Here is a 20,919-nt window from a genome sequence, read left to right as displayed (position 1 = left end):
ACGGCCCCTCACATGCGCTTAGGACAGCTTGCCCACGGATTTCTCGAGCAGCTCCCAAGCTTGCTCGCCGTATTTACCTTTCCATTCCGCGTAGAAGCCGGCCGAGCGCAGCTTGTCGCGGAACGGCGTCACGTTGGGCTGGTTGAAGGTCAGGCCCTTGCCGGCCAGTTCCTGCTGCAGCCCGGCGTTCAGCTTGGCGACGTCCTCGCGCTCCTTGATGGCCGCCGCGTTGATATTCTTGGCGACAATCGTCCTGACATCCTCAGGCAGCTTTTCCCAGGCGCGGCGGTTCGCCAGGAACCAGAAGCCGTCCCACATATGATTCGTCAGCGAACAGAATTTCTGCACTTCGTATAGTTTGGCAGTCGAGATGATCGCCAGCGGGTTTTCCTGGCCCTCGACGATCTTGGTCTGTAGCGCCGAGTAAACCTCGCTGAAATTGATCGAGGCGGGCGCTGCATCGAACGCCTTGAACATTGAGGTCCAGAGCGGCGACACCGGCACCCGGATCTTGAAGCCCTTGAGATCCTCCGGGCCGTTGATCGGCTTGGTCGAGGATGTGGTCTGGCGGAAGCCGTTGTCCCAGATCTTGTCCATCACCACGAGGTTCGCCTTGGTGATCTCGCCGCGGATATAGGCACCCAGGCCGCCGTCCATGGCCTTCCAGACCGTGTCGTAATCCGGGAACGCAAAACCGATGCCGCTGATGGACGCCGCCGGCACCAGCGTCGCCAAAATGAGCCCCGAGAGCGTGAAAAACTCGACGCCGCCAGACCTGATCTGGCTCAGCATGTCCGTATCGGAACCGAGCTGGTTATTCGGAAAAATCTGCAGATCGAACCGGCCGTTGGTCTCGGCCTTGATCGCCGCGGCCATTTCCTTGGCGCGGGCGTTCATGGGATGGCCGTCCGGAAGATTATTGGCGTACTTGTAGGTGAATTCCGCGCTCTGGGCCCGCGCCACCAACGGTGCGCCGATGCCGCCCAAAACCGCTGACGCAGCGGATGCCTTGAGAAGCGTGCGTCGTGAAAAGCTCATTCCAGTCTCCCTTGAGAGTTATTGTTCTTGAGGTCCGCGACACGGACCTGCGGTCCACGGCATCATCAGCGATCACCGCGCTCGCGCGCTTATTGCAGCGTCAGCAAGTGTCGGCAATAGGAATGGCCGGGACGCAGCAGATCAGGACGAGCAGCTTCGGCGCCAGAGCTGACTAGATTTGCCAGCATATTCGCCTAAATATCTGATCTAATTGTAGATGTTGATATTCCATAATATACCTTATGCGAATTTAGGGTGTATCCGGCACTCGCGCCTCGTCGTTTCGGGTTCGATCCGAGTCATTCGTGCTCTATTTGAGTCTGCCTGGATTTACGGCGCCCTGTGCACTTCAGGTCTAGGAATTTCAGGTCTAGGAATTTCGCAGCCAGAATGTGCTCGACGTTAGACCGAGGGAACTCAACGCGGAAGCAGCGGACCGAGAGGTCCCAGGTCGATATTCAGGTCCTCGGCGGCGAGCCCGAAGTGCTCCCGCAGGCGCGATATGCGGTTGTCTAGAAGCATCAGCGTCATGCCGACGCGCTCCTCCTCCGCTTCGGTCAAGCCGCCCTCGTCGACACGACGAAGCGCCTGTCGCTCCACGAGCTGACGCAGCAACTCCACGACGGTGAGCACCAGGCGGGCCAGATCTCGTTCGACCGTGTCAGGCGCCATCGAAATTCGCTGGCGCGGTCCCGGCTCATGTCCAGCGACGCCGGCGCTCACTGGTCTCGCTCCGCTGCGCCAGATCGCGTGGTCCGGCCGAGCGACGTGATCAGAGCGCGAAGCGAGATCTGCACCATGTCGATGTCGGCGATCGCCAGCGTGATGTCTCCGGCCAGCACGATGCCACCCGCCAGGAGCCGGTCGAGCAGGTCGACTAGTGCGACCTCTCGGTCCGGGAACGCGGCGGGGCTCACGTGCGCTCCTCGCTGTCGGCGAACGAATAGGGCGGCCAGGGGCCCGTGATCTCGAGCGTCACGTGCGGGTTTTCGGCGCCCAGCCGCTGTACACGGGCGGCGAGTTCTTCGGCGCGCCCGGCATCCACCAGGTAGGCTGCGTTGAATACATTTTCGCCTGGAGCAGCGGACAGCTCGGCGCTCTGCGTTCGGTGTTGGCGGCGATCGACGGCAAGCCCGGCGAGAACGGCGTCCATCTGCTCGGCCGCAGTGGTTGCGCGCCGCCACGCGTGCTGGCGCCGATCGCGCTGCTCGCGGCGGTTGCGCAGGTAGTCCCTGCCCGCGCCCGCCGATCCGGACCCGTCGGTTTTCTCGGCCACGGACATGGCGCCGGCAGATGCACCCGCGTGCTGCACGTAGACCTTCACCCCCACCTCCACGCGGCCCGCGAATCGATCCAGCGTCTCGCGGAAGCGCCGGTGCTCCCGGCGTAGCAACTGCGCAACGCGGTCGTCGGTGCGGTGAACGGTCGCGAGGCGGAACGGCAGCGTTGGTGTGCACGCGGCAACCGCCGCCACGACCCTGTGGTGCGCGCGTGCGATCACCTCTAGCTCGGCCAGCGTCTCCAGCCTGGCTCGCAGCGCGGTCTCGTCGGCGTCGGCAGGTGCAAGCGGACTGACCACGGCGACCAGGTCTTGGTGGCGGACCAGATGGATCGCGGCGCCGTCGACGCCGACGAGACCGGCCGCCTGGGTTGGATTGAACGGGCGCGCGACCGCGTAAGTATAGCTCGCCGTGCTCATCGCTGTGCCTCCAGAGTGGCGGTTTCCAGCGCCCTGATCTTCTTGCGCAACCGCGCGTTCTCGGCCGCGAGCTGCCGCGGCCGCGTCTGGGAAAGCGCCGGATCGTGCTCCCACCAGTTGATCCCCATCGCCTTGGCCTTGTCCACCGACGCGACCAACAGCCGGAGCTTGATGGTTAGAAGCTCGATGTCGAGCAGGTTGATCTTGATGTCGCCTGCGATGATCAGCCCCTTGTCCAGAACCCGCTCCAGAATGTCAGCCAGGTTCGGCGAAGCACCCTGGGGTCCGTGCCACTCCATCATGCGATCAGATTCCATCATGCGATCATTCCTCGCTTTCGTCCCTCGTCCAGCCGGTCGAGGATCTCGTCCTCACGTCGATCGAATTCCTCGGCATCGATCAACCCTTCATCCAGTTGCCGCGAAAGCTCGGCCAGCTCGCGCCGGATGGCTGCCGGGCCGCAATGCTGTTCGGCAGCGGCGTCGACGACCCGGTCGATGGTCCACAGCGCGAAGCGGGCCGGCGCGAGCGGCAGCAACAAGACATGCGACAGGAGTCCCACCGCCACGGCCCTCACACGTCCGCTTCGTTGCCGACGAAGCTGTAAGGCGGCAAGGGCCCGTACAGCTCGACGCTTGCGTAGCCGGGCAGCTCGCGGCGCAGCGGCGACAGGGCACCATCGAAGTCCGCCCGGGCGCCCGACGCCACCAGGAACGATACGTTGACGAAGCAACCGGCGACCGGCGGGCCCCGACGTATCTGCGCGGCATGTGGTTGCAGGCGGGCGATGACCTGGCCCGCGTCACGCGCGCGCCGCTCCGCAACGGCGGCGGCCACGCGCTCGCCGAACGCCACCTTGTCCTGATGGCTGCCGCCATCTGCGGCGCGAAGTGCGTGATTTCGCGCGCGTAACTCGTCGTTCTGAAGCAAGAGGTCGCGGAGAAGAGCTTCCTCCGCATGAAAGCCTTTGACGTTGAGCTCGACATGGCCATCGATCCGGCACAGCAGTTCGCCATAGCGACGCGCCCTCGATCGAAGCTCCGTCTGCACGGCCTCGTCGTCGGGCGCGACCATCCCGAACCGCATCGGCAGCACGGTGCCGGCTGCGTAGATCCGTCCGATGACCGCATCGTGCTTCACCAGATCGCGCCGCTTCGCGCGCAAGTTCTCCGGCGCGTCGCTAACCACCGCGACGAGATCCTGCTCGCGCACGAGCCGGAGGGCGGGAGCTCGCTCCCCCACCCCCACCGCGCCTTCGAGCGGTAGTGGGTGCGAGGCACGCGTGACACAGTAGACATAGCTGCTCATCAGTCATCCTTTCCGTTGGGTCAGCCGATTTCCGTGCGCGCCCGGCCGGGTAGCTCGAGCGGCAGCGCGCCGTCGGGCAGCGAGCGGCCGATCCGGGGGCTGCTGCCGGTGAGATCGAGGCGGCCACACATCTCGGCGAAGCGCAGGTAAGCATCGACGCCGGCCACGACGACCCGCGCATCGATGGTGACCACCTCGAGGCCGATCACCGACACACGCACGAACACGTCGATGACCAGCCCGCGGTCCAGGATCAACTCAACGACTTTGTACAGCTCGCCCGACAATCTGCCGTTTGCTTGAGGCGTTTGAGTCATTGCTATTCCAGTCATACGGTTTGCTCCTTCCGGAAAACACGATTTGTCCTTCAGGAAACTGATACGCGCATGGCTTCGCACTGGTTTCAAAACGAGGACGTAAGCCGCGTCGCCTCGCGCTGCCGCATGCGCTCGCCGCCAATTTTCACTGTCAGCGCAAAGGGTTTCCGTCGGGCCTCACTGCCGGCATAACGCGGCGCTTCGCTGGCAGCGCGTGCGCGACGATTTGCAGCGGCCGCCCGCCGGGCTGCCAAAATTGGACTCGAAGGGATCGAGATCCACGGAGCGCATGGTCATCTGCTCCATCAGTTCCCTCGCCCATCGCTAATTACCGTAATCAGTCGCGTACGGTTTTTAATCGTACGTTCAAAGATCATGTCCTAGCCAAACTTCCAATCGGGCGTCGCGCCTTGGTGCTCTTAGGGGACTCCGATGCAACTAGGAAAATCGGCGGTTTGACTCGAATGGAACCAAGAGTGGACTCGAATGCAGCGGTGAAACAGCCGGCGAACATCTCCGTTTTTTGCTGCCGAGACTTAGATCCGATCAGAAACGACAAACCGTGGAGAACGCAGAGTGATCGGCCATGGGCTGCTCGACGGGCTGCGATCAGGTTGTTAAGCCCCGCCTCCCTGGAGAGACTTTGAGTCGAGACATGACCGTTGCGATCGAGATGGGACACACGACCGCAGGCGCCCCGGCGACTCTGGACCTTGAGGAACTGCTTGCGACTCGCCTGCTGGTCCAAGGTAATTCGGGCTCCGGCAAATCCCATCTGCTGCGCCGGCTGCTGGAACAGAGTGCCCCCTGGGTGCAACAGACCGTCATCGATCCCGAAGGCGACTTCGTCGCGCTTTCCGACCGTTTCGGCCACCTCCTGATCGATGCCGAGGACCATACCGAGCGGGGTCTGCAGGTCGCCGGCGAACGGGCGCGCATCCATCGCGTCTCCACGGTGCTCAATCTCGAGGGGCTCGACGCCGAGAACCAGATGCGGCGCGCCGCCGCCTTCCTCAGCGGGCTTTTCGAAGTCGTCCGCGACCACTGGTATCCTATGCTGGTGGTGGTGGATGAGGCGCAGCTCTTCGCACCGGCAGTCGCCGGCGAGGTTTCGGACGAGGCGCGCAAACTCTCGCTCGGCGCCATGACGAACCTGATGTGCCGCGGCCGCAAACGAGGGCTTGCGGGGGTCATCGCCACCCAGCGACTGGCGAAGCTCGCCAAGAACGTCGCGGCCGAGGCGTCCAATTTCCTCATGGGCCGAACTTTTCTGGATATCGACATGGCCCGCGCCGCCGACCTTCTGGGCATGGAACGGCGACAGGCAGAGGCCTTCCGGGATCTGGAGCGCGGACAATTCATGGCGCTGGGACCGGCCCTCTCCCGCCGTCCGCTAGGACTGCGTATTGGTCCAACCGATACCGCGCCGCGCAACGCGACCCCGCGCCTGACGCCTCTGCCGGAAGCGACACTTGACGCACGCGCCATCATCCTGGCAGCGCCGCCGCCCGAGAACAATCGGCCCCAGCGTCGGTCGCCGCCAGACCTCCTCGCCCAGCTCATGGCGGCGAAATCAGCGGCGCTGGAAATCCATCCCGAAGCGGTGGACCAGCCACTCAGCGCTGAGGAGCTGGCGGAGCGGCGTGAACGAGTGGACCGTATTCTGCGCGCCATCATGGCGGAGCCCGAGGCCGGATTCCGTGCCATCGGCGTACTCTATCAGGAGTTCGTGGTCCGCTGCCGAATAGAGGGCCTCGGTTCGGCCGTGCCGGACCTAGGTGACTTCCGTCGCATGCTGACACGCGCCCGCGCCGGGCTCAGCTCCGATATGGCAGAGGATGACGGGTGGCAGGATGTCTCGGTCCGCGCCTCGCTTCTGCCGGAGGATATGCAGGGCGTCTTCATGATGATCGCCCGCGCCGCGAAGGAAGGTTGGCCCTGCCCGGGCGATGCAGCGATTGCACGCGCCTATGGCTCACATTCGTTGCGCCGTGCACGGCGTCTGCTGACCTACATCGAGGAGCAGGGCCTCCTTGTTTGCCAGCTTGACGGTGCCGGTCGGCGGATCGTGACGCTCGTCGAACTGGCCTGGGCGACGGCACCGGGCGACCCCAATGCCGAGGAACTGCCGGCCGAGCAAGGCTGTAGCAATTCGGCTCCATGATGCGACGGTCGAGCGCGCACTCAGACATTACTACGCCTGAAAGGAGTCCTGAGCTTGAGCGTTGCCTTCACCAAGGAAGACAGTGCCGAAACTGCGTCGGAGACTTTGCTTCCCGACCGCCCCGTTTCACCTCATCCGAATCTTGTTACGGAAGCGGGATTGCAGGCTCTGGAATCTGAACTCCACCAGGCCCGCGAGGCTTATGAGACGGCGCAGAAGATCGAGGACGTTAATGAACGACGCCGGCAAGCGGCAATCCCGCTGCGCGATATGCGCTACTTTGCGGCGAGAGTTCGGACGGCTCAGGTCATCCCTAATCCGACGTCGACTGACACTGTCGCCTTCGGGAGCACGGTGACCTTCAGGCGCGACGATGGACGCGTACAAAAATATCGTATCGTGGGGGAGGACGAGGCAGATCCTAAGGCAGGATCCATCTCCTTCGTGTCACCAGTGGCAAGGCTGCTGATGGGCAAAGCCGTTGGTGATGAGGTCGACGCATCAGGTCAGAAACTTGAGATCATTTCGATCTCGTAGCACCTCCCGCACCGGACGCCGCCGATGTTCGGAAGGGCCGGGCTTTGCGCCAAAACCGACCATATCGCGAGGCTGGCTCACCTTGCGGGCGCGGCCATCACCAGTGTTCAAGCATGGTGACAGGCCATCATTTGTTCCAGAGCCTTCAGAGCTGGCGCTGGGTCCGACGGGACCCGGCAAGTCGACCGCGTCAGACGCACTGACTCGTGATTGACTTAAATCGGACTCCGAGTTCGTTTTAGGAACCACATTGAAAGTATTGATTTTTTTATCCGATCAAATTTTCAATTCGCTTTGGAGTGCACAGCGTTCGTCAATCTGCATTGGAGCTCGCCGATTTCATCGCTGGTACGCCTCCCGCTTCCCACTCACAATGCGGCTCCAGGCGAAACACAAAGCCCCGAGGCCAGTTGGTTCATGCCGGCCGCAACGGAGGTCTCATCATGCAAGAACGCGTCAGTCGTCCGACCGAACCTCGCGCCATTCCATTTGACGCCGCTAAGCTCGATTCCCTTATGGAAGCGGCCGGTCTTGATATCCTGGTCGCGACCTCCAAGCATAACGTCCAATACCTGCTCGACGCGGAGCGCGCGATCTTCTTCGACTACATGGACGCGCTCGGCGTCAGCCGGTACTTGCCCGTCCTGATCTACCCGAAGGGCGCGCCCGACAAGGCGGCCTATATTGGACACCGGCTGGAAACGCACCAGCGGGCCGTGGCGCCACTTTGGGTTCCGCAAGTCCGCACCGAGGGCAACGGCTCGTTGGATGCCGTTTCGCTGGCGGCAGGCCTGATCAAGAGCGCGGGCGTACCGATGAAGCGCATCGGCGTCGAGATGCCGTTCCTGCCGATGGATGCCGGCAGGGCTCTTTCGGACGCCTTGCCCGATAGCGAGATCAAGGATGCGCTGTTGGTGCTCGAGCGCCTGCGTGCCGTGAAGTCGCCGGCGGAGCTGACCAAGCTGAAAAAGGCTTCGGAATTGGTGATCGAATCCATGGACGAGGTGATCGCAAACCACGGCCCGGGCACCACCAAGCAGCAGCTCTTCGACGCACTGAGGATCGCAGAGGTCAAGCGCGGATTGACTTTCGAGTATTGCCTGCTGGCCTGCGGCGCCAGCCACAACCGCGCGCCTTCCGCCCAGCGCTGGGAAACCGGCGACGTGCTCTCGCTGGATTCCGGCGGCAACTATCACGGCTACATTGGCGACCTCGCGCGGATGGCTGTGCTGGGCGAACCGGACAGCGAATTGACGGATCTTCTGACGGACATTGAAGCCATCCAGCGGGCGGCATTCGCCGCAGTGCGGCCGGGCGCGATGGGCGGCGAAATCTATGCCGCGGCGGAAAGGCGGCTCGCGCAGTCGAACCAGCGCGACTGCACCGACTTCCTGGCGCACGGCATGGGGCTAGTCAGCCACGAGGCCCCTCGCCTGACAGCCAAGGGCCCTATTCCCTACGATGACCCGGACGCGCGCCGGCCCTTGGAGCCCGGCATGGTGGTGTCGGTCGAAACGACGATGAAGCACCCGCGCCGTGGCTTCATTAAGCTGGAGGACACGGTTGCAGTGACCGCAACCGGCTACGAGATCTTCGGCGAAGGCAGCCGCGGCTGGAATATTGGCGGCAGCGCAGTGGCGCGGTGAGGTGCTTTTGAAGTCAGCTTGCGACGACCGTCGCGCGATGCGCGGTCGTGCGCGAACGTTGACTTTGAGCCTCAGCCCTTTTCGACGTCTCCGCCTGCGTCCAACCAGCCTTTGAAGCCGCCGAGATTGCGTACGTTGCCGTAACCCATATCCTTCAGCGTCTTTCCCACCAGCGCGGAACGCCCGCCGGATGCGCAGTAAGCAATAACCGTCTTGGTCCGGTCGAAGGCCTTATCATGCATCGCTGAGGCAGGATCCGCCTTGAACTCCACGAGGCCGCGCGGTATGGCGACGGCACCCGGAACTTTTCCAGAGGCAGTAACTTCCGCTGGCTCCCGAACATCGAGGAAAAGCACATCGGCCCTTCCCAGCAATCCCTTAGCTTCATCGGGACTGATACGCGGGACTTCAGCATCGGCTTCGGCGAGCATCGCTTGCACGGTTTTCATTGGGGGCCTTCTCCATATGTGGGCTCGCCAGCAACGGCTGGTGTACAATCTAAGCTCCCGCAAGGCACGCAATGCTTGCAGGTTGCAAGGGGCAAATAGCCCATCCTGTTTTGATTTCGATCATGCAATTGAAGGATGCTGCGCCATATTTTTGGGCGTGGCAATCCCACTGGTTGTCGCGGCAAATCTGGCCAACGCGGCCATACCGCGCTATTTCCCCCTGAACTTCGGCTTGCGTCGCTCCAGAAACGCGGCGACGCCTTCCTTGTGATCCTCGGTCATGCTCGCCAGCGCGAACTGGTCGACATCCATGTGGCTGGCGAGATCGTCGAGCGCGTGTGCGAGGCGATTGACCGTCAGCTTGGTCATGGCGACGGATAGCGGCGGCTGAGCGGCGATTTTGGCGGCGAGCGCCATCGCTGCGTCGAAGGCCTTGCCGGGATCAGCGACCTCCTCCACCAGGCGCCATTCGTAGGCCTCGGCCGCGGTGATGCGCTGGTCGGCCAGGATGACGGCCTGCTTGGTGCGGGCCGGTCCCATCAGATGCAGCATGCGCGGCACGCTCTGCCAGCTCATATTCATGCCGAGACCGATCTCGGGCACGCGCATATGGGCGTCGCGGGCCATCACCCGGAAATCCAGCGCGACCGCCAGCGCCACGCCGCCGCCGACGCAAAAACCCTCGATGGCGCCGATCGTGATCTGCTCCATGTCCTGCCAGGCCCGGGTCAGCCGCGGCCCAAGCTTCAAGTGCCGGCGCAAGGCTCCGAGGTCCATGGTCTTGCGCGAACGACCCTCGGGGTCCTTGAGATCAAAGCCGGCGCTGAACGACTTTGCGCCGCCGGTCAGGACCACGACTGACGTTGCGCCGTCGTCTTCAAAACTGCGGGCGGCGTCAGTGAGCTGGCGCAGCGCTTCCGGCGACAACGCGTTGATGCCGTCGCCGCGGTCGAAACGCACCACAGCGATACGGCCGTCGGGCCCGAGGCCTTTTTCAATCGTCACAAATCCGGTCAACCCATCGCTCCCTATCAGTCTTTTCCAAAAGCTTAGACCAGAAATAATTCCGGCGAACCTGAATCCTTCGTCCATTCCGCTTCGTCTTGTTCGCGAAACCATCGCATCCGCGTGGCGCGGATCGGGGCGAACAAGGAGCATTTTGCAGATGGGACCATCATATCGTTGGGTGATCGTCGGCACGGGCGCATTGATGACATGCGTCGGCATCGGCGCCATGTTCTCGCTGGCCGTCTATCTGGAACCGATGTCGACGGAAACGGGATGGTCGCGTGCCGGAATTTCGGGTGCGATGACCATCGATTTCCTGACCATGGGAATTGCCGGGTTTGCCTGGGGCGCGGCCAGCGACAGGTTTGGCACGCGTCCGGTCGTCCTCTGCGGCGCCCTGCTCCTGGGTTCGGGCCTGTTGCTAGCCAGCCGCGCCACCTCCCTGCTCGAATTCCAGCTCGCTTACGGCATTCTCGTCGGCCTCGCCGCAGGCGCCTTCTTCGCGCCGATGATTGCGGCGGCGACACAGTGGTTCGACAACAACCGCAGCCTTGCCGTCTCGCTGGTGTCCGCAGGCATGGGCGTGGCGCCGATGACGATCTCGCCATTCGCGCGCTGGCTGATCTCGACCTATGATTGGCGTACCGCGATGATGATCGTGGGCTTGATGGCGTGGGCCTTGCTGATACCGGCCGCGCTGCTGGTCCGGCAGCCGCTGGTGGTAAGGCCATCCGCCACGCCGGCGTCGCTCGCTGGCAACGATCCGGGAGCGGAATGGTCTGTTGCAGGTGCGCTTCGCTCGCCCCAGTTCCTGGTGCTGGCGCTGACCTTCTTCGCCTGCTGCGCCGCGCATTCCGGGCCGATCTTCCACATGGTCAGCTACGCGATGCTCTGCGGCATCCCGGCGATGACCGCAGTCAGCATCTATAGCGTGGAAGGCCTGTCGGGGCTCGGCGGGCGTCTCCTCCTCGGCATCCTCGCCGATCGGCTGGGCGCCAAGCGGGTGCTGGTCTGCGGCCTGCTGGTGCAGGCGCTGGCGATTGGGACCTATCTCTACGTCAGCAAACTCGGCGAGTTCTATGCACTCGCGATCGTGTTCGGAACGGCTTATGGCGGCGTGATGCCGCTCTATGCCGTGCTGGCGCGCGAATATTTCGGCCCGCGGATCATGGGAACGGTGTTCGGCGCGGCGACAATGGTATCGAGCCTTGGCATGGCGTTCGGGCCGTGGGCCGGCGGCATGATCTTCGACACCTTCCACGATTACCGCTGGCTCTACATCGGCGCGCTCAGCGTAGGCCTCGCCGCAATGGCGATTGCGCTGACGTTCCCGGCACTGCCGTCGCGATCACGCGAGCGGCTGCAGCCGGCTTAAAGAGCGGATTCCCAGCCTCGACATAGCCCGGATTTTGCGCCTATCCTCACGGCATGAGCGACCATGATCACGATCACCACGGCCATCACCACCACGACCACTCCGAACTCTCGGAGACCGAGCTGCGCGTGCGCGCGCTGGAATCGATCCTCACCGAAAAGGGCTATGTCGATCCGGCCGCGCTCGACCTCCTGATCGATCTCTATGAAAAGAAAATCGGACCGCGCAACGGCGTTCGCGTGGTCGCCAAGGCATGGAGCGATTCCGCCTATCGCGAACGGCTGATGAAGGACGCAACGGCTGCGATTGCCGAGCTCGACTATTCCGGCCGCCAGGGCGAGCACATGGTCGTCGTAGAGAACACGCCCGAGCAGCACAACATGGTCGTGTGCACGCTGTGCTCCTGCTACCCGCACCCCGTGCTGGGGCTTCCGCCAGTCTGGTACAAGTCCGCGCCCTATCGCTCCCGCGCCGTGTCCGATCCGCGCGGCGTGCTGAAGGATTTCGGCGTGACGCTGCCGGACACCACCAAAATCCGGGTCTGGGATTCCACCGCCGAAATCCGCTACCTCGTACTGCCGATGCGCCCTGCGGGTACCGAGGGCTGGAGTGAACAACAACTCGCCGAACTCGTCACCCGCGACAGCATGATCGGCACCGGCCTGCCCAAACAGCCTGGCGAGGCTGCCTGATGGACGGCGCGCATGACATGGGCGGCGCCAAGGGTTTTGGGCCTGTCGTACCCGAGCCGAACGAGCCGGTGTTTCATGCTGACTGGGAGCGCCGGGCCTTTGCGCTGACGGTTGCCATGGCGCGCCCGGGCGGCTGGAACATCGATATGTCGCGGTTTGCGCGCGAGAACCGGCCGCCCGAGGATTACCTCAGCAAGAGCTATTTCGAATTATGGCTGGCCGGGCTGGAAACGCTGATGATCGAGCGCGGGCTGGTGACGCGCGAGGAAATCGAAGCGGGCAAAGTGCTGTCGCCGCCTAAGCCCGGCGTCAAGCCGATCGCTCCAAATGAGGTCACGCCGGCGATCCGCCGCGGCGGCCCGACCGAACGCGAGGCGAAAGCGCCTGCGATGTTTGCGGTCGGCGACACCGTGCGGATGAAAGACATCCACCCGGTGACGCATACGCGGCTGCCGCAATATGTCCGTGGCCATCTCGGCACCATCGAGCTCAATCACGGCTGCCACGTCTTCCCCGACACCAACTCGCTCGGCCAAGGCGAAGACCCGCAATGGCTCTACACCGTGCGTTTCGACGGACCGGAATTGTGGGGCAAGGACGGCGATCCGACGCTCAGTGTCTCCGTCGACGCCTGGGAATCCTATCTGGAGCGCGCGTGATGGATTTGACCCCGCAACAGGCCATGCGCGCCGCGGTCGCCGTTCCCGGCGTGCCGCGCGATGAAGACGGCCCGGTGTTTCGCGAGCCATGGGAAGCGCGCGCCTTTGCGATGGCGCTGGCGTTGCATGAGGCCGGCGTCTTCACCTGGAAGGAATGGGCGGAGACGCTGGGTGCGCAAATCAAGCGCGCGCAGGCCGAAGGCGATCCAGATACGGGCGAGACCTACTACCGGCACTGGCTCGCGACGCTGGAAACCCTCGTCGCCGCCAAGGGCGTCACAACGTCAGATGTCCTGCATCGCTACCGTGACGCCTGGGACCACGCCGCCGACCGCACGCCCCACGGCGCGCCGATCGAGCTGAGGGCGGAGGATTTCGGGAAGTAGCCACCGCCCGCCTTCGCAGGCGACGACAAGCGAACGCACGGCGCAAGTCCCGCCGACTACGCCCCTACATACTCCCGCCAGCCCTTCGCCCGCAACGCGCAGGCCGGGCATTCACCGCAGCCATAACCCCAATCGTGCTGCGCGCCGCGCTCGCCGAGATAGCAGGTGTGGGAGTGCTCGCGGATCAGATCGACCAACCCTGCTCCGCCGAGTTCGTGCGCGAGTTTCCAGGTGGATGCCTTGTCGAGCCACATCAGCGGCGTATACAGCTCAAAATTCTTTGCCATACCGAGATTCAGCGCCGATTGTAGCGCCTTGATGGTCTCGTCGCGGCAGTCCGGATAGCCGGAGTAGTCGGTCTCGCACATGCCGCCGACGATGTGGCGGATGCCACGCCGGTACGCCAGCGCCGCGGCGAAGGTGAGAAACACCAGGTTGCGGCCTGGCACGAAGGTGTTGGGTAAGCCGTCAGCGCCCATTTCGATCGCGACATCGCGGGTCAGCGCGGTATCGGAAATCTCTGCAAGCGTCGGGATCTCCAGCGTGTGGCTCTCGCCGAGTTTTGCCGCCCAATCCGGCCGCAACAACCTTAAGCCCGACAGCAGCCGGTTGCGGCATTCCAGCTCGATGGCGTGGCGCTGGCCGTAGCTGAAGCCGAGCATTTCGACGCGTGCAAAGCGCCGCAAGGCCCAGGCCAGGCAGGTCGTGGAATCCTGCCCGCCGGAAAACAGCACCAGCGCGGTTTCGGACGGTGATTGGTCGCTCATGACGGGCAATTAGCACTCCCGCGCCCCAAGGCCAACCGGTGGAAACTGCCTCGATTTTGGCCTGTTCCGCTGGGATCGGTCGATCGCTTGCGGCATAAAGCGACCTGCCCCTCCAAGCGACGGAAACCCCATGACCCCTTCCCGCGATATTTCCAGCCTCATCGAGATCATGGCGGCACTGCGCACGCCGGTCACGGGCTGCCCGTGGGACCTCGAACAGAACTTTGCGACCATCGCGCCCTACACCATCGAAGAAGCCTATGAGGTGGCCGACGCGATCACACGGGGCGATCTCGATGATCTCCGCGAGGAACTCGGCGATCTCCTGCTGCAGGTCGTCTATCACGCCCGCATGGCGGAAGAGCAAAACGCCTTTGCCTTCGGCGACGTGGTCGAGGCGATCACAGGCAAGCTGATTCGCCGTCATCCGCATGTGTTCGCCGACAAGGACGGCAACATCGCTCCCGCGGGCGTCAAGAGCGCGTGGGAACGCATAAAGGCCGAGGAAAAGGCCGAGCGCGCGGCGCGGCGGCCGCCGGAGGAGACCGCGCACAGATCGCTGCTCGCAACCGTCAAGGCCGGCCAGCCGGCGCTGACACGCGCGATGGAATTGCAGCGCAAGGCCTCAACCGTCGGCTTCGACTGGAACGATCCCCGCGCAGTCCTGCATAAGATTCGCGAGGAGGCTGACGAGATCGAAGCAGCCCTGGACAACGGCAAGCCTGACGAACTCGCGGCCGAAACCGGCGATCTCCTGTTCGCGCTGGTCAATCTGGCGCGGCATGTCGGCGCCGATCCCGAAACCGCGCTGCGCGGCACCAACGCCAAGTTCGAGCGCCGTTTTGCCTATATCGAGCGCGTGCTGGCGGCCAAAGGCCGCTCGCTCGAGGACGCAACACTCGCCGAAATGGATGCGTTGTGGAATGAAGCCAAGGATGCGGAACAGCCGGCCGCAGCCTCAGCGCGGAGTGATCGGAGATAGGACGCGCGTTCGCGCGACAATTACGCCACCCGCGGAACGGCGTCGAACCGCGACACCACGATATCGCGCTTGGTCTCGTCGACGCGCACCGTCATGTCGAAGCGTCCGTCGCGGAGCTCCTTGTTGAGCACTTCGGCATTTCGATGCAGCCAACTTATGCCGGCGCCATCGGAAGCGTCGATGGAGAGGTCGAGTGTTGTGCGCGTCGCCGCCAGGCGATCCTCGATCGCGGTCAGCAACGCATCGATCCCCTCGCCCGACGCGGCGGAGACCAGGAAGCATGGCCGCTCCGGCGGACGGCGCGCGGCGATGTTGCGCAGGTTCTCGCGTTCCTCGGGATCGAAGCGATCAATCTTATTCCAGACCTCGAGGATACGTGCGCCGGCATCCGGATCGATGCCGAGCTGACGCAGCACGGCATCAACGTCGCGCTCCTGCGCCTCCGCGTCTTCATGCGAGATGTCGCGGACGTGGAGAATGATATCGGCCTCCAGCACCTCTTCCAGTGTGGCGCGGAAGGCGGCGACGAGCTGCGTCGGCAGGTTGGAGATGAAGCCGACAGTGTCCGAGAGCATCGCCTTGCCGCCATGCGGCAGGCTCAGCGCGCGCAAGGTCGGGTCCAGCGTCGCAAACAGCATGTCGGCCGCCTGCACGTCGGCACGGGTAAGCCGGTTGAACAGGGTCGATTTGCCGGCATTGGTGTAGCCGACCAGCGCAACCACGCGATACGGCACCCGCTGCCGGCCGGCGCGGTGCAGCCGCCGCGTCGCCTGCACCTTCTTCAGTTCATTTTCCAGCCGCGTGATGCGGTCGCCGATCAGGCGGCGGTCGGCCTCGATCTGGGTCTCGCCGGGACCGCCCATGAAGCCGAAACCGCCGCGCTGGCGCTCCAGATGGGTCCAGGACCGCACCAGACGGCTGCGCTGATAGTTCAGGTGCGCGAGCTCGACCTGCAGCGCACCTTCTTTGGTCTTGGCGCGGCGGCCGAAAATTTCCAAAATCAGCCCGGTGCGGTCGAGCACCTTGGTGTTCCAGGCCTTCTCGAGGTTGCGCTGCTGGATCGGCGCCAACGCGCAATCCATCACCACCAGCTCGATGTCGTGGCCTGCGATCAGGCCCGTGATCTCCTCAACCTTTCCCTTGCCGAGGTAAGTCGCTGGACGGATCTGGGTCACTGGCGCAATCAGCGCGTCGGCGATCGTGAGGTCGATGGCGCGCGCCAGACCCGTGGCTTCCTCGAGCCGGCCCTCGAAATCGCGCGCAGCCTCGTTCGCCTGCGCATCGGCATCGCCGCGGCGCATTCGCAAATATGGGCCGATGACGATCACCCGCCCGCTTTGTTTGGCCCCCGCCGACCGCGGACGGTCGGCGCTCCCTTCACGGTCGAAGGGTTCCAATCAGTTCACTCTCAAGCCGGAGCATCCTCACCGCCCTCGAACAACTGGATCGGAGCGCCGGGCATGATGGTCGAGATCGCATGCTTGTAGACTAGCTGCGAGTGGCCGTCGCGCCGAAGCAGCAAGCAGAAATTGTCGAACCAGGTGACTATCCCCTGCAGCTTTACTCCGTTGACCAGAAAGATCGTCAGTGGCGTTTTTGTTTTACGAACGTGATTTAGGAAGGTGTCTTGTAGATTTTGTGCGCGGTCTGCCGCCATTGTTTTTGTCCCGCCGTCTTGTGCTTCTTTTTATTAAGCCGTTGTTGCCCTCTCACGGAGCCTGCCCCGACCTGCCGGCCCACCCTGAGATCCCCCTCCGGTCGGCTCGACAGCACGATTAGAGGGTACGCGCGGATATTAGGCAAGCCGGTTCGGGCGCCAGCGGCGCGGAACCCAGTGGCCATTCTCCGCAAGTGTCCGGAAAGAGATAAATATTCCCTAGCAGATGCATGGATCGGAGAGATGCCATTCGGTTGGGGGTGCGCTCGATTCGTATCGCAATAAGCGATTCAATCAGCCTCAGCCAACCCCTAGCGCCTTGAGCTTGCGGTGCAGCGCTGAACGCTCCATGCCGACGAATTCGGCCGTACGCGAAATATTGCCCGAGAACCGGCTAATCTGCGCGATCAGGTAGTCACGCTCGAACACTTCCCGCGCCTCGCGCAGCGGCAACCCCATGATGTGCTCGCCATTGTTGCTGGTCGGCATCGCCGGCACCATCGAGCCGACATCCTGAGGCAGCATATCGGCTGTGATGATCGCTTCCGGACCGCCGCCGGCCAGAATCATGACGCGCTCGACATTGTTCCGGAGCTGGCGGACGTTGCCGGGCCAGACATGGGACTGCAATACCGCCATTGCATCTTGCCCGATCTGCCGCTTCGGCAAGCCCGTCGCCGCCGATATCTGGTCCATGAAATAATCGATCAGTTCGGGGATATCCTCGCGGCGTTCCGACAGCGGGGGAACACGAATCGGCACTACTGACAGTCGATGGTAGAGATCCTCCCGGAATCGCCCTTCCGCGATCTCCTCCTCCAGATTGCGCGCGGTCGAGGAGATGATTCGGACGTCGACATGAATCTTGGCGGCGCCTCCCGAGCGTTGAAAGGTCTGATCGACCAGCACGCGCAGGATCTTGTTCTGGGTTTCGCGCGGCATGTCGGCGATTTCGTCGATGAACAGCGTGCCGCCGTGAGCCTCTTCCAGCGCGCCAGGCTTGCGCGGCTGCTCGCCGTTCGTCTGCTCGATGCCGAACAGCTCGACTTCCATCCGTTCCGGGGTGATCGCCGCGGCGTTGATGACGACGAACGGGCCTTCTGCACGGCTCGATGCATTGTGCAGCATGCGCGCCGCCAATTCCTTGCCCGAGCCGGAGGGGCCGACGATCAGGATACGGCTGTTGGCCTTGGCCGCGCGGTCGATGGTCTGGCGCAACTGGTTCATGCAGGCGGAGCGTCCGGTGAGAACGCTCGCGGTAGGAGCCAGTTGCTTGAGTTCCTTCACCTCGCGCTTGAGGCGCGAGGTCTCCAGCGCCCGCGTCGCCACCAGGATCAGCCGGTCGGACTTGAACGGCTTTTCGATGAAGTCATAGGCGCCCCGCTTGATCGCCGCCACCGCCGTCTCGATGTTGCCGTGGCCTGAGATCATCACCACCGGAACGTCGGCGTGCTCCTTCTTGATTTGCTCGAGCAGTTGCAGGCCGTCGAGCTTGGAGCCCTGCAGCCAGATATCGAGAAACACCAGATGCGGGCGGCGGTTGGCGACCTCGGCCAACGCCGAATCGCTGTCGCGCGCGGTACGGGTATTGAAGCCTTCGTCTTCCAGGATGCCTGCAACGAGGTCACGAATATCGGCTTCGTCGTCGACAATCAGAATGTCACTGGCCATGGGTTACACCTGCCTTGTCAGTTGCCCGTTGCGGCTTCGGTTTTTGTTCATCATTGGTCGCGGATGCCGCCTCATTGGTTTCGTCAGTCTGTGGTTTTGCCTCCGGAGCCGGTTGCTTGGGCGCATGGCCGGTTACGGCGAACCGCAGCCGCATCCAGGCGCCGCGCTGACCGGGGCGGAAATCGGAGGCGTCCTTGAGCTCGATGCGGCCGCCATGGTCTTCCAAGACGCGGCCGACGATGGCGAGCCCGAGACCGGTGCCCTTCTGGCGCGTCGTCACATAAGGCTCCAGCAACCGCGCGCGGCTCACTTTCGGCAGGCCGATACCGTTGTCGATCACGTCGATCACGATGTCGTCGTTTTCGCGCGCGGCGATGACGTCGATGCGTCCCTTGCCGAGTTCTTCCGGCGGCACCTGCTCGATCGCCTCCGTCGCGTTCTTGATGATGTTGGTCAGCGCCTGGGAGATCAGCCGGCGGTCGAACTGCGCGCGCATCGGGTCCTGCTTGATATCGGCCTCGATATCGAGATCGGGATGCCCGACCTTCATCAGGAATACCGCCTGCCGCACGGTGTCGGCGACGTCCTCGCCTTCCATGACCGGCTTTGGCATCCGCGCGAAGCGGGAGAATTCATCAACCATCCGCCTGATGTCGTCGACCTGTCGCACGATGGTTTCGGTACATTGTTCGAAGATGTTCTTGTCTTCGGTGATGACCTTGCCGAATTTGCGGCGGATGCGTTCGGCCGAAAGCTGGATCGGCGTCAGCGGATTCTTGATCTCATGGGCGATGCGGCGCGCCACGTCGCCCCATGCCGAGGTACGTTGCGCGGAGACGAGCTCCGTGATGTCATCGAGCGTGATGATGTAGCTGTCGCGCGAGTGGCTGGTCTGCTCGGCGCTGACGCGGACCGACAGGTTGCGCTCGTGGCCGTCGCGGGTGATCGTGATCTGGCCTTGCACCAGGCGCTGCGTCCCCTCACGCGCGGTCTTCATCATGTCGTCGAGCTCGGGCAGGACGTCCGATAGCGGATGGTCCAGCGTCTCCGATTCCGCGTGGCCGATCAGTTTCTCGGCCGAGCGATTCAGGATGCCGACGCTACCCGAAGCGTCGACGCCGATGATACCGGCGCTGGCCGAGGACAGCACCGCCTCGATGAAGCGGCGTCGGCTGTCGATCAGCTCCGAGGCGCTGACCAGCTCGTCGCGCTGGGTGCGCAATTCGGCCGTCATCTTGTTGAAGGTCTCGCCGAGTTGGGCGAGATCACCCTCGGATTTATGGACCGGCACCTGGACATGCAGATCGCCGGTCGAAACGATGTTGGCCGCGCTCATTAGATTTCGGATCGGCGCCACCAGCCAGTTGGCGAAATTCAGCCCGATCAGCACCGACGCCATCAGAATGGTCAGCGCAATCACCGCAAACATCAGCGCGAAGGCGACCTGAATCCCGAGCCGACGGGCTTCGATCTGGGCATATTCGGCGACGCTGGCCTCGGTCTGCTTGAGCTGGCTGATCACACGCGGATCGAGCAGGCGTGCCACGTAAAGGAAGGTATCGTCAAAGGCGCGCAACCGGATCACCGCGGCCACATAATTGGCTTCGGGAAAGACCGCGATCGGCGGCTCATCTTCATTGACGTTGCTGAGAAATTCCCGAGGCGGTGTCGTGAATTCCTGCTGGATTCCGGTCTTCGCCGTGACCAGGATGTTGCCATCCTTGTCAACCAGCATCGCGGCTGGCAGGTTTCGCGCGGCCGCATTTGCGGTCAGCAGTTCCTGAAACGACCGCCGGTCCTGATCATACAACGGTCGCGCGCGGGCAATATCTTCCGTCATACCCAGGATGTCGCCACGGATAAGCCTTGCGTGCTCCTGCATGTAGGCGCGGGCAACGGTCAGCGAGTTCTCTATGACCTCGCGCGTCGGACCCGAGAACAGCCGGTCGAGGCCGCGGTCGATGGTCACGTTGGCTACGATCGCGACGAGTACGGCCGGCAGCACGGCGATGATGGAGAACAGGCTGACGATCTGAACGTGCAGCCGTGCCGCGGCCCGGCCACGCCGCCGCGCCTGGATCACCAGCCAGACTTCGCGGCTGATGATTGCGACCAGCAGAAGTGTGGTCGCTGCATTGATCAGCAGGAACGAATAGACAACCTGGCGAGTAGGCTCGATCGGCGTCAGGCCGGCCAGGACGATGAAGGTCAGAAATGCCGACAGCAGCGCGACGGCGACCGCAAACGGCGCCACCCACTTCCGCAGGATCCCCCCTCCGGATTCGGTAAGCGATGGGTCGAACGATGGTGCCGAGTTCGTCTCTGCGGTGGTCATTCCGGCAATTCGGTGAGCTGAATGGCTATGGCCCGCCAATTGCGGACTGATGCATTCATATCACAATGTTGCCGAATTGCGGCATCAGTAAGATGTTTGTTTTATCAACAGCTTACGGGCATTCTTTTCACGCGAGTGGTAAAATTGCCAAGCGTCGAATCATCCTCACCAGGCAACTATCCGCAACGTGACGGCAACCCATCGGGGAAGATGCCATCGGCAAGGTTTG

General features: G+C 63.3%; 25 protein-coding genes. 9 read left to right on the top strand and 16 right to left on the bottom strand.

Annotated elements, in window-relative coordinates; genetic code table 11:
- Positions 1-18: 18 nt before the first annotated feature.
- The 9 genes from V1290_RS00905 to V1290_RS36400 all read right to left on the bottom strand — a co-directional run bounded on the left by V1290_RS00905 (position 19) and on the right by V1290_RS36400 (position 4,668).
- Positions 19-1,038 (bottom strand): TRAP transporter substrate-binding protein, encoded by a 1,020-nt coding sequence (locus tag V1290_RS00905; RefSeq protein ID WP_334362545.1) that lies wholly within the window; start codon positions 1,036-1,038, stop codon positions 19-21.
- 417 nt (positions 1,039-1,455) lie between these two features.
- Positions 1,456-1,710: a gas vesicle protein K gene (locus tag V1290_RS00900; RefSeq protein ID WP_334362544.1), complete on the bottom strand. Its 255-nt coding sequence runs from the start codon at positions 1,708-1,710 to the stop codon at positions 1,456-1,458.
- Positions 1,711-1,757: 47 nt separating this feature from the next.
- A complete protein-coding gene (locus V1290_RS00895; protein ID WP_334360054.1) occupies positions 1,758-1,955 on the bottom strand; it encodes a gas vesicle protein in 198 nt (65 codons plus the stop codon).
- Positions 1,952-2,737 (bottom strand): GvpL/GvpF family gas vesicle protein, encoded by a 786-nt coding sequence (locus V1290_RS00890; RefSeq protein WP_334362543.1) that lies wholly within the window; start codon positions 2,735-2,737, stop codon positions 1,952-1,954. Before V1290_RS00890 ends, V1290_RS00895 begins: the two co-directional genes overlap by 4 nt.
- Positions 2,734-3,057, bottom strand: coding sequence for a gas vesicle protein (locus tag V1290_RS00885; protein ID WP_334362542.1), 324 nt, complete (start codon positions 3,055-3,057; stop codon positions 2,734-2,736). Before V1290_RS00885 ends, V1290_RS00890 begins: the two co-directional genes overlap by 4 nt.
- Positions 3,054-3,299, bottom strand: coding sequence for a gas vesicle protein GvpG (locus tag V1290_RS00880; protein ID WP_028346090.1), 246 nt, complete (start codon positions 3,297-3,299; stop codon positions 3,054-3,056). The genes V1290_RS00885 and V1290_RS00880 overlap by 4 nt, the downstream gene beginning before the upstream one ends.
- Positions 3,300-3,310: 11 nt before the next feature.
- Positions 3,311-4,045, bottom strand: a complete 735-nt coding sequence (locus V1290_RS00875; protein WP_334362541.1) for a GvpL/GvpF family gas vesicle protein — start codon at positions 4,043-4,045, stop codon at positions 3,311-3,313.
- 20 nt (positions 4,046-4,065) lie between these two features.
- The gene (gvpJ, locus tag V1290_RS36405) at positions 4,066-4,332 is read right to left on the bottom strand and encodes a gas vesicle protein GvpJ (protein WP_065744562.1); all 267 of its coding nucleotides are present in this window, start codon (positions 4,330-4,332) and stop codon (positions 4,066-4,068) included.
- A 207-nt stretch (positions 4,333-4,539) separates the two neighbouring features.
- On the bottom strand, positions 4,540-4,668 hold the full coding sequence (locus tag V1290_RS36400) for a hypothetical protein (RefSeq protein WP_442894954.1): 129 nt from the start codon (positions 4,666-4,668) through the stop codon (positions 4,540-4,542).
- Here V1290_RS36400 and V1290_RS36395 point away from each other — a divergent pair.
- The 4 genes from V1290_RS36395 to V1290_RS00850 all read left to right on the top strand — a co-directional run bounded on the left by V1290_RS36395 (position 4,618) and on the right by V1290_RS00850 (position 8,709).
- Positions 4,618-4,746 (top strand): hypothetical protein, encoded by a 129-nt coding sequence (locus tag V1290_RS36395; RefSeq protein WP_442894653.1) that lies wholly within the window; start codon positions 4,618-4,620, stop codon positions 4,744-4,746. The genes V1290_RS36400 and V1290_RS36395 overlap by 51 nt on opposite strands.
- 271 nt (positions 4,747-5,017) lie before the next feature.
- Positions 5,018-6,526, top strand: a complete 1,509-nt coding sequence (locus tag V1290_RS00860; protein WP_334362540.1) for an ATP-binding protein — start codon at positions 5,018-5,020, stop codon at positions 6,524-6,526.
- A 54-nt stretch (positions 6,527-6,580) separates the two neighbouring features.
- Entirely contained in the window at positions 6,581-7,063 is a 483-nt protein-coding gene (greA, locus tag V1290_RS00855; protein ID WP_334362539.1) for a transcription elongation factor GreA, read from the top strand.
- Between the two features lie 443 nt (positions 7,064-7,506).
- Entirely contained in the window at positions 7,507-8,709 is a 1,203-nt protein-coding gene (locus V1290_RS00850) for a Xaa-Pro peptidase family protein (RefSeq protein ID WP_334362538.1), read from the top strand.
- Between the two features lie 71 nt (positions 8,710-8,780).
- On the opposite strand, the gene V1290_RS00845 is transcribed toward V1290_RS00850, so the two are convergent.
- Both V1290_RS00845 and V1290_RS00840 read right to left on the bottom strand, forming a co-directional pair.
- Positions 8,781-9,158, bottom strand: coding sequence for a rhodanese-like domain-containing protein (locus V1290_RS00845; RefSeq protein WP_028346093.1), 378 nt, complete (start codon positions 9,156-9,158; stop codon positions 8,781-8,783).
- A gap of 210 nt (positions 9,159-9,368) precedes the next feature.
- Complete coding sequence (locus V1290_RS00840) at positions 9,369-10,175, bottom strand: enoyl-CoA hydratase/isomerase family protein (RefSeq protein ID WP_334362537.1); 807 nt, start codon at positions 10,173-10,175, stop codon at positions 9,369-9,371.
- A gap of 148 nt (positions 10,176-10,323) precedes the next feature.
- On the opposite strand from V1290_RS00840, the gene V1290_RS00835 reads away from it, so the two are divergent.
- Genes V1290_RS00835 through V1290_RS00820 form a run of 4 tightly spaced genes read left to right on the top strand, consistent with a single transcriptional unit; the run spans position 10,324 to position 13,278 of the window.
- Complete coding sequence (locus tag V1290_RS00835) at positions 10,324-11,541, top strand: MFS transporter (protein ID WP_334362536.1); 1,218 nt, start codon at positions 10,324-10,326, stop codon at positions 11,539-11,541.
- 53 nt (positions 11,542-11,594) lie between these two features.
- On the top strand, positions 11,595-12,233 hold the full coding sequence (gene nthA, locus V1290_RS00830; protein ID WP_334362535.1) for a nitrile hydratase subunit alpha: 639 nt from the start codon (positions 11,595-11,597) through the stop codon (positions 12,231-12,233).
- Positions 12,233-12,892 (top strand): nitrile hydratase subunit beta, encoded by a 660-nt coding sequence (gene nthB, locus V1290_RS00825; protein WP_334362534.1) that lies wholly within the window; start codon positions 12,233-12,235, stop codon positions 12,890-12,892. The genes nthA and nthB overlap by 1 nt, the downstream gene beginning before the upstream one ends.
- Positions 12,892-13,278 carry a nitrile hydratase accessory protein gene (locus V1290_RS00820; RefSeq protein WP_334368900.1) on the top strand — a complete coding sequence of 129 codons (387 nt, stop codon included), beginning with the start codon at positions 12,892-12,894 and terminating at the stop codon, positions 13,276-13,278. The genes nthB and V1290_RS00820 overlap by 1 nt, the downstream gene beginning before the upstream one ends.
- A 56-nt stretch (positions 13,279-13,334) precedes the next feature.
- On the opposite strand, the gene queC is transcribed toward V1290_RS00820, so the two are convergent.
- Positions 13,335-14,045 carry a 7-cyano-7-deazaguanine synthase QueC gene (gene queC / locus V1290_RS00815; RefSeq protein WP_334362533.1) on the bottom strand — a complete coding sequence of 237 codons (711 nt, stop codon included), beginning with the start codon at positions 14,043-14,045 and terminating at the stop codon, positions 13,335-13,337.
- Positions 14,046-14,175: 130 nt separating this feature from the next.
- On the opposite strand from queC, the gene mazG reads away from it, so the two are divergent.
- Positions 14,176-15,027 carry a nucleoside triphosphate pyrophosphohydrolase gene (mazG, locus tag V1290_RS00810; RefSeq protein ID WP_334362532.1) on the top strand — a complete coding sequence of 284 codons (852 nt, stop codon included), beginning with the start codon at positions 14,176-14,178 and terminating at the stop codon, positions 15,025-15,027.
- Between the two features lie 20 nt (positions 15,028-15,047).
- Here mazG and hflX read toward each other — a convergent pair whose 3' ends face one another.
- The 4 genes from hflX to V1290_RS00790 all read right to left on the bottom strand — a co-directional run bounded on the left by hflX (position 15,048) and on the right by V1290_RS00790 (position 20,690).
- Positions 15,048-16,424, bottom strand: a complete 1,377-nt coding sequence (gene hflX / locus V1290_RS00805) for a GTPase HflX (protein WP_334362531.1) — start codon at positions 16,422-16,424, stop codon at positions 15,048-15,050.
- A gap of 11 nt (positions 16,425-16,435) precedes the next feature.
- On the bottom strand, positions 16,436-16,684 hold the full coding sequence (gene hfq / locus V1290_RS00800) for an RNA chaperone Hfq (protein WP_006020546.1): 249 nt from the start codon (positions 16,682-16,684) through the stop codon (positions 16,436-16,438).
- 300 nt (positions 16,685-16,984) lie between these two features.
- Entirely contained in the window at positions 16,985-18,355 is a 1,371-nt protein-coding gene (gene ntrX / locus V1290_RS00795; protein WP_334362530.1) for a nitrogen assimilation response regulator NtrX, read from the bottom strand.
- Complete coding sequence (locus tag V1290_RS00790; RefSeq protein WP_334362529.1) at positions 18,345-20,690, bottom strand: sensor histidine kinase NtrY-like; 2,346 nt, start codon at positions 20,688-20,690, stop codon at positions 18,345-18,347. The genes ntrX and V1290_RS00790 overlap by 11 nt, the downstream gene beginning before the upstream one ends.
- Positions 20,691-20,919: the final 229 nt, after the last annotated feature.

This window comes from Bradyrhizobium sp. AZCC 1578, assembly GCF_036924675.1.
In the GTDB taxonomy this organism is placed as follows: Bacteria; Pseudomonadota; Alphaproteobacteria; order Rhizobiales; family Xanthobacteraceae; genus Bradyrhizobium.
The sequence above is the reverse complement of the archived record's forward strand: the minus strand, read 5'-3'. Positions and strand labels throughout refer to the sequence as shown.

Coding starts and splice junctions, on each gene's coding strand:
- V1290_RS00905 (WP_334362545.1), bottom strand. CDS start 1,038: ATGAGCTTTTCACGACGCACGCTTCTCAAGGCATCCGCTGCGTCAGCG.
- V1290_RS00900 (WP_334362544.1), bottom strand. CDS start 1,710: ATGGCGCCTGACACGGTCGAACGAGATCTGGCCCGCCTGGTGCTCACC.
- V1290_RS00890 (WP_334362543.1), bottom strand. CDS start 2,737: ATGAGCACGGCGAGCTATACTTACGCGGTCGCGCGCCCGTTCAATCCA.
- V1290_RS00885 (WP_334362542.1), bottom strand. CDS start 3,057: ATGATGGAATCTGATCGCATGATGGAGTGGCACGGACCCCAGGGTGCT.
- V1290_RS00875 (WP_334362541.1), bottom strand. CDS start 4,045: ATGAGCAGCTATGTCTACTGTGTCACGCGTGCCTCGCACCCACTACCG.
- V1290_RS36400 (WP_442894954.1), bottom strand. CDS start 4,668: ATGGAGCAGATGACCATGCGCTCCGTGGATCTCGATCCCTTCGAGTCC.
- V1290_RS00860 (WP_334362540.1), top strand. CDS start 5,018: ATGACCGTTGCGATCGAGATGGGACACACGACCGCAGGCGCCCCGGCG.
- V1290_RS00850 (WP_334362538.1), top strand. CDS start 7,507: ATGCAAGAACGCGTCAGTCGTCCGACCGAACCTCGCGCCATTCCATTT.
- V1290_RS00845 (WP_028346093.1), bottom strand. CDS start 9,158: ATGAAAACCGTGCAAGCGATGCTCGCCGAAGCCGATGCTGAAGTCCCG.
- V1290_RS00835 (WP_334362536.1), top strand. CDS start 10,324: ATGGGACCATCATATCGTTGGGTGATCGTCGGCACGGGCGCATTGATG.
- nthA (WP_334362535.1), top strand. CDS start 11,595: ATGAGCGACCATGATCACGATCACCACGGCCATCACCACCACGACCAC.
- nthB (WP_334362534.1), top strand. CDS start 12,233: ATGGACGGCGCGCATGACATGGGCGGCGCCAAGGGTTTTGGGCCTGTC.
- V1290_RS00820 (WP_334368900.1), top strand. CDS start 12,892: ATGGATTTGACCCCGCAACAGGCCATGCGCGCCGCGGTCGCCGTTCCC.
- queC (WP_334362533.1), bottom strand. CDS start 14,045: ATGAGCGACCAATCACCGTCCGAAACCGCGCTGGTGCTGTTTTCCGGC.
- mazG (WP_334362532.1), top strand. CDS start 14,176: ATGACCCCTTCCCGCGATATTTCCAGCCTCATCGAGATCATGGCGGCA.
- hfq (WP_006020546.1), bottom strand. CDS start 16,684: ATGGCGGCAGACCGCGCACAAAATCTACAAGACACCTTCCTAAATCAC.
- ntrX (WP_334362530.1), bottom strand. CDS start 18,355: ATGGCCAGTGACATTCTGATTGTCGACGACGAAGCCGATATTCGTGAC.
- V1290_RS00790 (WP_334362529.1), bottom strand. CDS start 20,690: ATGACCACCGCAGAGACGAACTCGGCACCATCGTTCGACCCATCGCTT.